This window comes from Pseudarthrobacter defluvii (assembly GCF_030323865.1).
GTDB lineage: Bacteria > Actinomycetota > Actinomycetes > Actinomycetales > Micrococcaceae > Arthrobacter > Arthrobacter sedimenti.
Genome location: NZ_CP066362.1, coordinates 3129590 through 3142279, shown reverse-complemented (window position 1 = coordinate 3142279; position 12690 = coordinate 3129590). Strand labels below are relative to the sequence as shown.

Below are 12690 nucleotides of genomic sequence, written 5' to 3'. Positions count from 1 at the left end.
CGTGCCCTAAATTTTTCCCTATTAGGGTCTTTACGCACTGGCCGCTCCTTATTAAAGTGGAACGCGTCATAGTCCGGATGGGCGCCGGGGGCGTCCGGGAAGGGGGATTGCGCATCACCGCTGACCGATACCAAACGACAAATGACCACTACGTTAAAGGCCCCTCCTAAGGAGGGGCCTTCCCTTTTGCCTGCACACGTGTGGCAGCGCCTACCCCGTCAGTTCACTTATCCGGCCCTGGAGAAACCGCCGTTCCACGTCGTTGTCGGTGAGGATCAGCGCCTCCCCAAACGCCACCCGGGCCTCCTCCAAACGGCCAAGCCGGGCCAGGAAATCACCGCGGGCGGCAGCCAGATAGGGGTAGCGTGCCAGCTGTGGTTCGGCGCCGAGCGCGTCCAGTTCCGCCAGCCCTTCAGCGGGGCCCGCGGCGAAACCGAGGGCAATGGCCCGGTTGAGCCGAACCACCGGGGAGGGCCACCTCTCCATGAGCAGGTCATACAGGCCCAGGATCTCGTGCCAGTCGGTGTCGGACCAGGACCCGCTCTCGTCATGCACCGCCGCAATGGCCGCCATAAGGGCAAAGCGGCCCGGAGGCCGAGCTGCCAGCGCCTCCCGCAGCAGCGCCACCCCTTCCTCGATAGCCTGCCGGTCCCACTTGGACCGGTCCTGGTTCTCGAGCAGAACGACGTCATGGTTTCCGTTGACCCGGGCGCCGGTGCGGGCCTCGGTGAGCAGGATCAGGGCAAGGAGCCCGGCAACATCGGAATCGTGGGGGAGCAGGACGCGCAGCATTTTCGCCAGCTCAAGGCCCCGCTCGGCGAGGTCCCGCCGCATCAGGTCTGCTCCCGACGGAGCCGTGTGCCCCGTGGTGTAGACGAGGTAAACAACCGACAGCACCCCGTCCAAGCGCTCCTGCAGCTCCGACGAGGCCGGCACGCGGTACGGGATATGCGCTGCAGTGATCTTCTTCTTCGCCCTGGTGATGCGGGCCGCCATGGTGGTTTCAGGGACCAGGAACGCCCGGGCCACCTCGGCCGTCGAAAGTCCGCACAGGAGCCGCAGGGTCAGGGCCACCTGGGCTTCGAACGCCAGGGCCGGATGGCAGCAGGTGAAGATGAGCCGGAGCCGGTCATCGGGGATGTCCCCGCCTTCGGCGACCATGTCCTCGACAACCCTGTCCTCAAGGCCGGCCTCGCCTGGGCCCAGCAGCTTGGGCAGCGCGCGCTCCGCGGTGGCTGCCCGCCGGCGAAGGTCCAGGGCCCGCCGTCGAGCCGCTACCGTGAGCCAGGCCCCCGGGTTGTGGGGAATTCCGCTCCCGCCCCATGTGGACAGCGCAGTGGCGTACGCGTCCTGCACCGCTTCCTCGGCGGTGTCGATGTCACCCGCAACCCGCATTGTGGCCGCCAGCACGAACGCCCACTCCCGGCGGTGGGCGTCCGCCACCGCCGCAGCAACCTCTGCGCTGGCGGCCCGAGGCATCAGTTGGCCACCCGAACCGGCCACACCTCAACTCCGACGCCGGCCGGAACTTCCTTGGCGATCTCCAGCGCCTCATCGAGGTCGGTTGCCTCGATCATGTAGTAGCCGCCCAGGGTTTCCTTCGACTCCACGAACGGGCCATCCGTCACCGCGAAACCGCTGGCCCCGTCGCGGCGGATCGAGGTCGCCGTGGAGGACGGATGCAGGGCGGCCCCGCCGAGCAGGGAAGAGGCGCGCCGGCGCTGGAACTCCTGGTAGCTGGCGCTGATCGATTCACCCTCGGCCTGCCTGGCCACTGCCTCGTCCTGGTAGATCAGGATCAGGTACTTGGACATGTCGTGCTCCCTTCCGGTGTGGTTAAGGGCTCTCCGTTGGAGAAGCTCCTACCCATACGTCGCACAGCGGAAGCGGAAATCGACAACGCAACGCAACTATTTTGGAAAGGACGGCTTCGGGGCAGAGGCTGGGTGCCGCCGTCGTACCCATTGCACAGCGCAACCCACGGCCGGCGCCGTCACCCCAGTGGCCAGGGCGGGACGGGCTCCTGGTACCTGGTGATGGCGGCCTTGGCCTGCTGGAAACGGGCCTCGCTGGACATCAGCAGGTCCTGTGACAGGAAGCTGAACCCGAAAAGGCCGTTCGCCTTGAGCTCGGCCATCTTGGAATCGGTAAAGAAACCTTTCATGTCGGCGTCGTATACCGCCAGCGAGTCGTTGTCCGGCTTGTAGTGCGCCAGTAGGGACAAACCGTTCCGTAGCCGTGCAGCGCCTTCACCATCCAGGTGGTCTGCTCCACATTCTCGTGAAGGCCCATCGCCTGGAACGACTGGAAGTCCGAATCATCCATCACGTCCTTGAAGAACGGCAGCATCGAGCGGCCGCCACCCCGGGCGGGGTCATCGAACGTGGCAGCCCAGCCGCCCCAGGTCAGGGCCACTTTGGAATTGGGTGCGTAGGTGTGGAAGGCATCCTTCGCCTCCAGGTATGCGTCCTTCAGCGCACGGTAATAAGCCTGTCCCGTGTCCCAATAATTGCCGTCTTCGCGGCACGGATAGGTCTGGAACTCGGTGAACATGGACACATACAGCGGCGGCCCGGACGCGGGTCCGCCGGTGTTCTTCGCCAGCTGCACCATGTCCGCCTGGAACTCCCGGGACAAGGGATAAGCCTCACCGCAGACCGGCCCGTACTTGGTCTGCACAATGCCGTCAGGGCTTCCCCCGGGGGTTCCCGGCCGCGGGTATCCGTCCCAGATGACCAGGTGCATTGCCTTCCCTGCAGCGTAGATCTGGGGTGTCACGGCGGTCCGGTAGATGTCAAAGAAGCCCATGTCAGTCCGGAAGTTGTACCAGCTGGTGATCATGTTGACCGGAGCCTCGTTGACCAAACGGTACTCAAGCGCCCTGTAGGCCTGCGGCCCCAGCCCGAAGAGGAGCCCGCCCTGGTTCGCAGCCGCCTGGACCGCAGCCGCTCGGTCCGCGGCCGCACGATCAGAGGCGGGTTGCCTCACTGCGGGCACGGGAAGGCTTCCGGCGAAGAGGATGCACGCGGCCAGCAGCACCGCCGGCAGTTGGTGGATCGTTGCCGGAGGCCCATACCGGGCACGGAAGTAAGAGCGGATGGATGCCATGACACCTCCAGCGGATGGAAGGCCTGCTCAGGATGTCGGCGGCGGAACGTGCGCCGGGCCAGGACTCCTTCCATTTCCAAAGTACCGCGCCCTAGGGGCCTTGCGGCAAGGCCCCTGGGGTACCGCATACTGGCCGTCGAAAAGGAAGGGGACGGTTGGGTATGCACGACGTAGTCATAGTGGGGAGCGGACCCACGGGGCTGATGCTGGCGGGTGAGCTGCGGCTGGCGGGGGTGGACGCGCTTGTCCTGGAGCGGCGCCCGTCCCAGGAGCTGGCCGGCTCGCGCGGCGGCGGAATCCATTCGCGCACCATTGAGCTGCTGGACCAGCGCGGCATCGCGGACCGGTTCCTCGCCGAGGGCAGGACGCTGCAGGCCGCCACGTTCGGCAGCACGCAGCTGGACCTGGGCGGCCTGCCCACACGCCACCCCTACACGCTGGCGCTGTTCCAGAACCACATCGAGCGGCTGCTCCTCGAGTGGGTGGAGGAGCTGGGCGTGCAGATCCGGCGCGGCGTGGAGGTCACCGGAGTTTCAGCGGACGACGGCGGCGCGCACGTAGAGCTGGCGGGGGAGGGTCCGGTGCCGGGTAGGTATGTCGTGGGTGCCGACGGCGGGCGCAGCGTGGTGCGGCGTTCGGCCGGCATCCCGTTGGTGGGCCCGGATGCGACCCGGAGCAGCCTCATCGCCGAGGTAAAGGTGGCGGGGGAGCCCGGCCAGCAGGGCAAGGTGGACGCCCGCGGCATCCATGGACTGTACCCGATGGGGGACGGCGTGGTCCGGGTGGTGGTCACCGAGGCTTCACTCGGCCCGGCTGCCGAGCCCACACTGGATGACCTGAAGCAGGCCCTGACCGATGTGTTCGGCACGGACTTCGGCGTACACAGCCCCATCTGGCTCTCGCGCTTCACCGACGCCACCCGGCAGGCGGAGTCCTACCGGAAAGGCCGGGTGGTGCTGGCCGGCGACGCTGCGCACGTCCACTCGCCCACCGGCGGCGTTGGCATCGGGCTTGGGCTGCAGGACGCCGTCAACCTCGGCTGGAAGCTGGGGGAGGTGGTGTTGGGGGCCTCGGGCGAGGACCTGCTGGACACCTACCACGCGGAGCGCCATCCTGCCGGGGCCCGGTCGCTCAAATACACCATGGCGCAGTCCCTCTTCCAAAAGGCCGATCCGCGGCAGGAGGCCCTGCGCGACCTGCTGGACGAGGTGCTCCGGGTTGACGCTGCGGGCGCCCCGATCGCGGCCCTGCTCACCGGGCTGGACGTCGCCTACGACCTTGGGCCTGGCCACCCGCTGCTCGGCCGGCGCATGCCGGACCTGGACATCACGACAGCTGACGGCCAGTCCCGGGTGTACCAGCTCCTGCACCAGGGCCGCCCGGTACTCCTTGAGCTTGGTGCCCCTGGGTTGGATCCGGGGGCATGGGCGGCTCGCGTACAGCATGTCAGGGCAACGTACGACGGCGAGTGGCAGCTTCCGGTGCTGGGCGCGGTGGATGCCCCGACGGCAGTCCTGGTCCGGCCTGACGGTTACGTCGCCTGGGTGGGCGAAGGGTCGGCGGACGGGCTCGCCGCCGCGCTAACAACCTGGTTTGGTGCGCGGCAGCGGTAGAACACCAGCCACCGGGCTGGGGGAGTGGCGAAAACTCATTTACTCCTTGGGGCCTGCGATGTTGACCAGCCACTGGATGCCGAACTTGTCGGTGCACATGCCAAAGGAGTCGCCCCAGATGGCCTTCTCCAGCGGCATTGTCACTGTGCCGCCGTCGGACAGCTTGTCCCAGTAGCCCCGCAGTTCGGCTTCATCGTCGCCGCTGAGGGAGACGCTGAACGTGTTCCCTGGGTTGTAGTCCATGCGCGCGGGAGTGTCCGATCCCATCAGGGTCAGCCCTGCCGGGCCATCAAGTTGTGCATGCATCACCAGGTTGTCTTCTGAGGGGTCCTGGCTTGCGTGGAAGTCGGCGAACGTACTCATGTTCAGCTCGCCGCCGAAGACGTTTTTGTAAAACTCCATCGCTTCGCGTGCGTTGCTGCGGAAGCTCAGGTACGGGTTGAGGCGCGTGGGCATGAGGGCTCCTTCTGGACGGACGTCGTTGTCTGCACGGTCATGCTAGCAGCGCTGGCCATTGCCGAGAAGGGGGTTCGCCGCGGAGTGGGACGGATGACTGGGAGTCCAGACAACACCAGGCAGATGGCCCGTGACCGGAAGGTGAACAGGCGTTCATCCGCAAGCCGGCGGGCGTTAATTACACAAAAGTAACTTTGGGGAGGTCTCGGCTAATACCAATTTGAGAGGCTCCCCAATGAGCTCGTCCCACGGACAACGATTCAGCAGAAAGCGGATGGCCGCCGCCACGGGCGCGGTGGCACTTACCGCCTGCACCCTGACCGCAGGCTTCGCCGGCCCCGCGGCCGCCGGTGATAACGGCAGCACAGCCACACCTATCAAGCACGTGGTGGTGATCTTCCAGGAGAACGTCTCCTTCGACCACTACTTCGCCACTTACCCCAAGGCGGCGAACACGGCAGGTGAAACCCAGCAGGGCAGCGGTACCCCGGCGTCCGCGTTCACCGCGGCCGAGGATACGCCCAAGGACATCAACACCTTGGCCAAGGCGGGCCTGCTGGCGCCGAACAATCCGAACTCTGTCCAACCTGCCCGGCTCTCGCCCATGCAGGCTGTCACCTGCGACCAGGACCACGGCTACGGCGCCGAGCAGAAGGCCTACAACGGCGGAGCCATGGACCAGTTCGTCCAGTTCACCAGCCGCGATGCCTGCGGCACCAACCAGTATGGCCGGCCCGGCCTGACCATGGATTACTACGATGGCAACACGGTCACCGGCATCTGGAACTATGCCCAGAACTACGCCATGAGCGACAACCACTTCAGCACCGCTTTCGGTCCTTCCACCCCCGGCGCCCTCAACCTGGTCTCCGGCCAGACCCACGGCGCCAAGGAGTTCACGGCTGCCGGAGCGCCGGTGGCAACGCCCGCTGCCGGAAGCAGCGCGGTCCGCCAGCCTGACGCAAACGGCGTTGGCACCGTGATCAACGACCCCGACCCTGTCTACGACGACTGCTCCAACAACAGCCACGCCAAGAGCAACAACCTCGCGGGCATGACCGGCACCAACATCGGTGACCTGCTCAATGCCAAGGGCACCTCCTGGGGCTGGTTCCAGGGCGGGTTCACACCCACTACGCCGGCGACAGGGACCGCGCCGGCCTCCTGCCTGTCCAGCCACACCAATGCGGCCGGTGCCTCCGTGGTGGATTACTCCCCGCACCACCAGCCGTTCCAGTACTACGCCTCCACGGCCAACCCGCACCACCTGGCCCCCGCGTCGGATGACGAAATCGGCCACAACGGCCAGGCCAACCACCAGTACGACCTGACCGACTTCGACAAAGTGGTCAACACCGACAACATGCCCGCGGTGTCCTTCCTGAAAGCCGGGATGTTCCAGGACGGCCACGCCGCCTACTCGGACCCCGTCGATGAGCAGAACTTCATCACGAAGACCGTGAACCAGATCCAGCAGTCCAGGAACTGGGAGGACACCGCCGTGGTCATCGCCTATGACGACTCCGACGGCTGGTACGACCACGTCGCCGCCCAGGTCAAGAACTCCTCCAACACAACGGACGACGCCGGGTGGTGCCAAAGTGCCGCGGCCGCGGGAGTGCCCATGGCGGGCGGCTACGCTGACCGCTGCGGGCCGGGCCCCCGGCAGCCGCTGGTTGTCATCTCGCCGTATGCGAAGAAGAACTTCGTGGACCACACGGAGACCGATCAGGCTTCGGTCCTGCGCTTCATCGAGGACAACTGGAACACCGGACAAATCGGTGACGCCTCAGCCGACGCCACGGCGGGATCGATCAGCAGCATGTTCAACTTTCACCACCTGCGGAACGACAAGGTGATGCTCGACGAGCAGACCGGAGCCGTTGCGTCCATTACCCATGCAGGCAATGACGCATCCGGCAAGGGCCGCGGTGCGCAATAAGTAGCGAAGCACAGTGAGCCCGGCGCACCTCCTTGGGGCGCCGGGCGCTGGTGTCCGGTGGTCAAGGGGCTTCCGGCGACAGATCCATTAATCAAGGGAAATTGATCAAAGATTGGGGATTTAGTCCCTTCTTCCCAGCCGCGGGAGAGGGCTAGGCTGGTTCCAGGTCAGGCAGACGGCCTCTGTGTTGCCGTCTTGAAACCGCTGACCACTGCCGCCCGCCATACAGGCCGGGGACCTGTTCAGTGACTGCTTCTCGACGCAACCACCCGTAAAGCTGACGCGGGTGTGGCTCAGGGAAATCCAGTATCGGGGGTGGACCACATCCGCGTCGTAAACTCCGGGAGCCAGCAACGTCGCTGGCTCCCGGTCTGGTTTTCCTGGAACTTCAGTCCTCGAAGTGCGCCTTGGCCTCTTCCGGCGCCGCAAACCGGTTCACGAGCGATTCGGCCAGCTCATTGAGCTTCTGATTCCGGGTATTGGAGGCGCTGCGGAGAATCTCGAAGGCCCTGTCCTTGCTGCACTTGTTCTCGGCCATGATGATTCCGCAGGCGAGATCTATTGCGGTCCTGGTGTCCATGGCGGATTTCATGTTCTCCGCACGCTGGTCCGCTGACGCGATCCGGACGGCCAGGCGCAGCGCCTTGCCTGCCATGTCGGCGAACCGCACTCCGTCTGCCACCGCCTGTTCATCGAATAGTCCACTGACGGGAGCGAAATAATCAAGCACCGCGCCGGCGTCGTTTTCCAAATTCATCGGGATGCCAAGTGATCCGCCGACGCCTGCCGAGGACAGCGCGCTGCAGTACTCGGGCCACCGTGGATCGGACGACACATCCCCGAGCAATATGGGCACGCCGCTCTGCAGGGCCTCGATGCAGGGCCCGTCGCCCAGGCTTTGCTCGATCCGGTCGAGCACCACGGCCCTCCCGCTGCTCCCACCGATGGTGGCCGTTCGTTTTCGCCGGTGCAGCGTCACGGCACACTCAGTGGGCACTCCAAGGGTGCTGCTCATGCTTGCGGCGGCAAGTGCGGTGAGGCCGTCCAGCACGGACTTGATGTCCTCCATGCCTGCAACAAGATCAACGAGCCCTTCGAGGTCATCTGCCATGTCCTGGTCAACCATGAGTTCACCCTAGAAGTGTCGGACGGCAGCCACAAGGTGCCTGTTTTCAGTTCTGTCGTCAGCGTTCTCCCAGCCGCCGTCCAGCGCAGTTATGGAAACGTTATATATGATTGCTTGGTGGTTTTGAGGTTAAGTAGCGGAAAGATGTCACTGCCAGATTGCCCGGCGGCGCCCGAAACGGGCCTCATCGCCGGACGGAAGCATGCCCTGGACGGCCTCCGGACCGTCGCCGTGGCGGGCGTCTTCTTCTTCCATACCGCCACCGAGTCGATGCCCGGCGGTTCCATCGGCGTGGACGTGTTCTTCACCCTCAGCGGCTTCGTGATCACGCTGCTGATCATGAAGGAATGGCTCGCCACCGGCCGGCTCCACCTTGGCATCTTCTACGCCAAACGTCTGGCCCGGCTCTGGCCGGCACTGTTGGCGCTCTGCGCGGTAATCCTCGCCGCCGGCTTCCTGTTTCCTGCCTCAGGCTGGGGTGGGCAGGCGGGGTTTGTCCTGCCCGCTGCCGCCTACGTGATGAACCTGGCGCACTTTGGCATGTTCGGGGACTCCATCGCCGGCGAAACCCTCGGCCCCACGTGGACCCTGGCCGTTGAGGAACAGTTCTACCTGGTGTGGCCGCTGCTCCTGCTGGTGATGCTTCGGTTCTGGAAGGTCCGCACCACAGCCTTCGCCACCGTGGCCCTGGCCGCCGCCTTCGTGCTGAACCGGTTCCTGCTGGTGAATGCCGGCGAACCATTGGACCGGATCTACAACGGGCCGGACACCCGGGCCGATGAGCTGCTGATCGGCTGCGCCCTCGCCCTGCTGTTCACCGCCGTCCGCCAGGGCTCGCGGCTGCACAATGCCTTGCTGTCGGTGTCCCGCTGGGCCGCGCCCCTGGCCGGCACCGCCCTCTTGGCCGCGCTGTTCCTGCTGAAGGAACCGGACGCCCCCGGCACTTGGTTCAACGTGTTCTGGACGGTTGGCCCCACCGCACTCGCACTGCTGTCCGCCGTGCTGGTCGGCTCCCTGGTCCTCCAGCCGGCCGGCTTCCTGTCACGCATCCTCAGCCACCCCTGGCTGGCCCGCCCCGGCCGCGACCTGTCCTATGGCATGTACCTCTGGCACCTGCCGGTCTACCTGCTGCTGATGCCGCTGATCCCGGCGTTGCCGCTCCGGATTGCCCTGACCGCAGCCCTCACCGTGCTGCTGGCCTACGCGTCCTTCCGCTGTGTTGAGCGCCCGCTGCGCCGCTGGGCGAACAAAAGGCTTGATCCCGCCGTCGTGCTCTCCACGGCCGAGGCGTCCAAGGCACCCGTGGCGGCGTCAGCGGGCTAAGCCGCGGCGCATGTGGTCATCCACAGTAAAAGCCTGATCTCCTTGTATGGCTTGAGGGCGGTGGCTAGCTTGGGAGTCCCCGGAAGGGGCGTCCGCCGCACCGCATGAAAGGCCATGACCGTTGGCTCCCTACACATTCCTGGCACTTGGCCCGGCCTCGGCAACGGCTGACGCCGCCTGGCTCAGCCACCCGATGATCAAGGCCATCTGCCAGTTCGAGGGTGCTGCGATCACCGGAAAGCGCTGGGGTTCAAGGGTCTTGGGCATTGGATTCGACGCGCTTGTGCTGGCACTGAAAACCCTCAACCCATCGGTCAAGGGGCCCTATTTCGCCACCAACCCCTGGATCGGGGCTGCGCTGCGGCTCACGGGCAGGAACGACTTCGTCGTCACCGGAATCTATGCAGAGCCCAGCAGCCTGAGCTGGAAAATCCTCCGCCGGCTCATTGGCAATGCACCTGTCATCAGCATGTCCGAGTCCGAGACCGGGCCCTGGAACGCGGACGGGGGCAAAGCGTGGTGCGTGTTGTACGGCAACTCCCTGGGGTACCCGCCCAGGAAACACTCCGACGTCTTCCACATCTTTGTTGGCGGCTCATCAGACCGAGACCCGCAGGCCATCAGCGCGCTCGAAGAGGAAGTGCTGGCCAGCACCACGCCCGTCCAACTGACCATTGCCACTGGAGGGCCCGCCGGTGAAACCCGCCGGGGCGCAAATGTGGTCACGCATCCCGGCTACGTGAGCCAAAAGGAGTTCGGGGAGCTGCTCTGCAGTGCATCGGTGGTCTTCCTTCCGCTGGCTCGGGGAACCCGGGCGGCAGGCCACATGGTTCTGGTGGGGGCAGTGGAGAGCGGCATCGCCGTGGCAGTCACTCCGAATGAGGGCATGAAGGAATACGTCATGGAGCCCGGAGTGGTCCTCTGCGACCCGGACCTGCCCATCCTTCCCCAGCTCCGCGACCTTGCGGACGCCACACGGGACAGGGAAGCGGACATCCGCGCGCTGTGGGAAGAGCGGCTAAGCCTTGACAGCTATATCGGGCGGATCATGGCGTTGCTGGAGCCAGTCCGCGCCTGAGTAGGTGGCTAGCGCCGTCCCCTCCACGTCAGTGCGGGATGCTTTCCTGATCCCGGTGGGCGGCGGGTTCGATCTGGAAGGTGGAGTGCTCCACGCTGACGTCGAAGTCCTGGGCCACACAGCGCTGCAGGTCCGCCAGGATTGTGGCCGAATGGCCGTCGCGCATGCACCCGTCCTGCACGGTGATGTGGGCGGACAGGACCGGCACGCCAGAGGCAACCAGCGAGGCATGCAGGTCGTGGACGTCGATGACATGCGGCAGCGCCAGGATGTGCCGGCGGACCTCGGCCAGGTCCAGGCCCGGGGGAGTACTCTCCATCAGCACGTTCACCGTGTCCCGCAGCAGCTTCAGCGTGCGCGGGATGATCAGCACACCGATGAGCAGGGATACGACGGCGTCTGCCCGGGTCCAGCCCGTCAGGGCAATGACCAGCGCGGCCACAATCACTGCAATGGAGCCGAGGGCATCGTTGAGCACCTCAAGGAACGCGGCTTTCATGTTGAAACTGTGGTGCCGGCCGGAGGCGAGCACCAGCAGTCCCACGGCATTGCCGGCGAGGCCGATCACGCCGAACCACAGCATCAGCGAGCCACCCACCTCCGGTGGTTCCAACAGGCGGCGAATGCCCTCGACGATGACAAACCCGCCCACCCCCAGCAGCAGGGCGGCCTGCCCGGCCGCTGCGAGGATTTCGGCGCGTTTGTAGCCCCACGTGCGCTTGAAGGTGGGCGGCTTCAGGGCCAGCGACGCCGCAATTACGGCGATGAGCAGCCCGGCGGAGTCGGTGAACATGTGTCCGGCGTCGGCCAGCAGTGCCAGGCTGCCGGTGAGGACCGTTCCCACGATCTCAGCCACCATCACCGCGAACGTGATGCCGAAAACCAGCAGCAGCTTGCCGCGCTGGCTGTGGGGATCCATGGTCCCGTGGCCGTGGTCATGGCCCATGGTCAGCCCTTCCTGATGGTCGGCAGGCCCAGCGGCTGGGCGGAGGCTGAATCAGGGGTGGAGGTGGCACAGCCTGGGCAGCAGTCGTCCTGTTCTTCGCCGGCGTCCGCCCGGTGCGGGACAGCACAGCAGGCGTCCCCGCGCCATGCGTTGATGCCTTCACGGGCGGCGATGCCCGCGATGACAAGTGCCGCGCCGGCATCGGCCCACCACCAGCCCAGGGTGCTGTTGAGGACCAGGCCCACCAGCAGCACAGCGGAGAGGTACGTGCACAGAAGCGTCTGCTTGGAGTCCGCCACGGCCGTCCTGGACCCGAGTTCGCGACCGGCCCGGCGCTGCGCCCAGGACAGGACGGGCATGATGACCAGGCTCAGCGCCGCGATCACGATGCCCGGCGCCGAGTGCTGCGCTTCCCCGCCACCGGCGAGGGACCGGACGGAATCCGCGGCCACGAACGCGGCCAGGGCGAAGAAGGAGACGGCAATAATCCGCAGCGTGAGGTGTTCACGCCGCTCCGGATCCTTGGCGGAGAACTGCCAGGACAGTGCCAGCGCGGACGCTACTTCGATTACGGAGTCCAGGCCGAAGCCGATCAGGGCGGCTGAATCGGCTGCGCCGCCGGCCCACAGCGCAGCGATGGCCTCGATGACGTTGTACGTGATGGTGGCGGCCGCGAACAGCCTGATCCGCCGGCTCAGTACCCGCCGACGCCCCGTGCCGGGCATGCTGGGGGCGGTCATGCCAGGCACTCTCCATCAGGCGCGCAGCAGGCAGGATCCACTGCAAGGACGACGCTCAGCAGGTCCCTGATGGCGTGTCCGATCCGCGCATCCGCCAGCTCATAGCGGCTCCGCCGCCCATCCGGTACAGCAACCACCAGGCCGCAGCCGCGCAGGCAGGTCAGGTGGTTGGACATGCTTTGCCGCGATACGGCAAGGCTGTCTGCCAGGTCCGACGGATAGGACGGCGCCTCCGCAAGAGCCAGCAGCACGCGGGCGCGGGTGGGGTCCGATACCGCGTAGCCGAAGCGGGCCAGCACCGGGGCATGGGTAAGGGTCTGCATGCTCCCAAAGTACAGCTGTGACTGTATTCAGGCAA

At 66.0% G+C, this 12690-nt stretch carries 13 protein-coding genes; 4 read left to right on the top strand and 9 right to left on the bottom strand.

Features of this window, described 5'->3' with window-relative positions; translation table 11 throughout:
- Positions 1-210 precede the first annotated feature (210 nt).
- The 4 genes from JCQ34_RS14570 to JCQ34_RS14555 all read right to left on the bottom strand — a co-directional run bounded on the left by JCQ34_RS14570 (position 211) and on the right by JCQ34_RS14555 (position 3108).
- Positions 211-1479 (bottom strand): RNA polymerase sigma factor, encoded by a 1269-nt coding sequence (locus JCQ34_RS14570; protein WP_286398542.1) that lies wholly within the window; start codon positions 1477-1479, stop codon positions 211-213.
- Complete coding sequence (locus tag JCQ34_RS14565; protein ID WP_286398541.1) at positions 1479-1814, bottom strand: YciI family protein; 336 nt, start codon at positions 1812-1814, stop codon at positions 1479-1481. Before JCQ34_RS14565 ends, JCQ34_RS14570 begins: the two co-directional genes overlap by 1 nt.
- A gap of 179 nt (positions 1815-1993) precedes the next feature.
- Positions 1994-2164: a hypothetical protein gene (locus JCQ34_RS14560; protein ID WP_286398539.1), complete on the bottom strand. Its 171-nt coding sequence runs from the start codon at positions 2162-2164 to the stop codon at positions 1994-1996.
- On the bottom strand, positions 2161-3108 hold the full coding sequence (locus tag JCQ34_RS14555) for a hypothetical protein (protein WP_286398537.1): 948 nt from the start codon (positions 3106-3108) through the stop codon (positions 2161-2163). Before JCQ34_RS14555 ends, JCQ34_RS14560 begins: the two co-directional genes overlap by 4 nt.
- A 161-nt stretch (positions 3109-3269) precedes the next feature.
- On the opposite strand from JCQ34_RS14555, the gene JCQ34_RS14550 reads away from it, so the two are divergent.
- Positions 3270-4721, top strand: a complete 1452-nt coding sequence (locus tag JCQ34_RS14550; protein WP_286398535.1) for an FAD-dependent monooxygenase — start codon at positions 3270-3272, stop codon at positions 4719-4721.
- 39 nt (positions 4722-4760) lie between these two features.
- Here JCQ34_RS14550 and JCQ34_RS14545 read toward each other — a convergent pair whose 3' ends face one another.
- The gene (locus JCQ34_RS14545) at positions 4761-5177 is read right to left on the bottom strand and encodes a VOC family protein (protein WP_286398533.1); all 417 of its coding nucleotides are present in this window, start codon (positions 5175-5177) and stop codon (positions 4761-4763) included.
- A gap of 235 nt (positions 5178-5412) precedes the next feature.
- Between JCQ34_RS14545 and JCQ34_RS14540 the strand changes: the two genes are divergently transcribed.
- Entirely contained in the window at positions 5413-7119 is a 1707-nt protein-coding gene (locus JCQ34_RS14540; RefSeq protein WP_286398531.1) for a phospholipase C, read from the top strand.
- Between the two features lie 388 nt (positions 7120-7507).
- Here JCQ34_RS14540 and JCQ34_RS14535 read toward each other — a convergent pair whose 3' ends face one another.
- Positions 7508-8245, bottom strand: a complete 738-nt coding sequence (locus tag JCQ34_RS14535; protein WP_286398529.1) for a GAF and ANTAR domain-containing protein — start codon at positions 8243-8245, stop codon at positions 7508-7510.
- 144 nt (positions 8246-8389) lie between these two features.
- Between JCQ34_RS14535 and JCQ34_RS14530 the strand changes: the two genes are divergently transcribed.
- Together JCQ34_RS14530 and JCQ34_RS14525 are read left to right on the top strand one after the other, a co-directional pair.
- On the top strand, positions 8390-9568 hold the full coding sequence (locus tag JCQ34_RS14530) for an acyltransferase family protein (protein ID WP_286398527.1): 1179 nt from the start codon (positions 8390-8392) through the stop codon (positions 9566-9568).
- Between the two features lie 121 nt (positions 9569-9689).
- Positions 9690-10646: a glycosyltransferase gene (locus tag JCQ34_RS14525; RefSeq protein WP_286398525.1), complete on the top strand. Its 957-nt coding sequence runs from the start codon at positions 9690-9692 to the stop codon at positions 10644-10646.
- A gap of 28 nt (positions 10647-10674) precedes the next feature.
- Here the strand turns inward: JCQ34_RS14525 and JCQ34_RS14520 are convergent, their stop codons facing one another.
- Genes JCQ34_RS14520 through JCQ34_RS14510 form a run of 3 tightly spaced genes read right to left on the bottom strand, consistent with a single transcriptional unit; the run spans position 10675 to position 12655 of the window.
- Positions 10675-11592, bottom strand: a complete 918-nt coding sequence (locus JCQ34_RS14520; RefSeq protein WP_286398524.1) for a cation diffusion facilitator family transporter — start codon at positions 11590-11592, stop codon at positions 10675-10677.
- A gap of 2 nt (positions 11593-11594) precedes the next feature.
- On the bottom strand, positions 11595-12332 hold the full coding sequence (locus JCQ34_RS14515) for a cation transporter (RefSeq protein ID WP_286398523.1): 738 nt from the start codon (positions 12330-12332) through the stop codon (positions 11595-11597).
- Positions 12329-12655, bottom strand: coding sequence for an ArsR/SmtB family transcription factor (locus JCQ34_RS14510; protein WP_286398521.1), 327 nt, complete (start codon positions 12653-12655; stop codon positions 12329-12331). Before JCQ34_RS14510 ends, JCQ34_RS14515 begins: the two co-directional genes overlap by 4 nt.
- Positions 12656-12690: the final 35 nt, after the last annotated feature.

Bases quoted from the DNA above. Each gene is read 5' to 3' on its own strand.
- JCQ34_RS14530 (WP_286398527.1), top strand. From the start codon at position 8,390: ATGTCACTGCCAGATTGCCCGGCGGCGCCCGAAACGGGCCTCATCGCC.
- JCQ34_RS14545 (WP_286398533.1), bottom strand. From the start codon at position 5,177: ATGCCCACGCGCCTCAACCCGTACCTGAGCTTCCGCAGCAACGCACGC.
- JCQ34_RS14550 (WP_286398535.1), top strand. From the start codon at position 3,270: ATGCACGACGTAGTCATAGTGGGGAGCGGACCCACGGGGCTGATGCTG.
- JCQ34_RS14555 (WP_286398537.1), bottom strand. From the start codon at position 3,108: ATGGCATCCATCCGCTCTTACTTCCGTGCCCGGTATGGGCCTCCGGCA.
- JCQ34_RS14570 (WP_286398542.1), bottom strand. From the start codon at position 1,479: ATGCCTCGGGCCGCCAGCGCAGAGGTTGCTGCGGCGGTGGCGGACGCC.
- JCQ34_RS14560 (WP_286398539.1), bottom strand. From the start codon at position 2,164: ATGAAAGGTTTCTTTACCGATTCCAAGATGGCCGAGCTCAAGGCGAAC.
- JCQ34_RS14520 (WP_286398524.1), bottom strand. From the start codon at position 11,592: ATGGGCCATGACCACGGCCACGGGACCATGGATCCCCACAGCCAGCGC.
- JCQ34_RS14565 (WP_286398541.1), bottom strand. From the start codon at position 1,814: ATGTCCAAGTACCTGATCCTGATCTACCAGGACGAGGCAGTGGCCAGG.
- JCQ34_RS14540 (WP_286398531.1), top strand. From the start codon at position 5,413: ATGAGCTCGTCCCACGGACAACGATTCAGCAGAAAGCGGATGGCCGCC.
- JCQ34_RS14535 (WP_286398529.1), bottom strand. From the start codon at position 8,245: ATGGTTGACCAGGACATGGCAGATGACCTCGAAGGGCTCGTTGATCTT.
- JCQ34_RS14515 (WP_286398523.1), bottom strand. From the start codon at position 12,332: ATGACCGCCCCCAGCATGCCCGGCACGGGGCGTCGGCGGGTACTGAGC.
- JCQ34_RS14510 (WP_286398521.1), bottom strand. From the start codon at position 12,655: ATGCAGACCCTTACCCATGCCCCGGTGCTGGCCCGCTTCGGCTACGCG.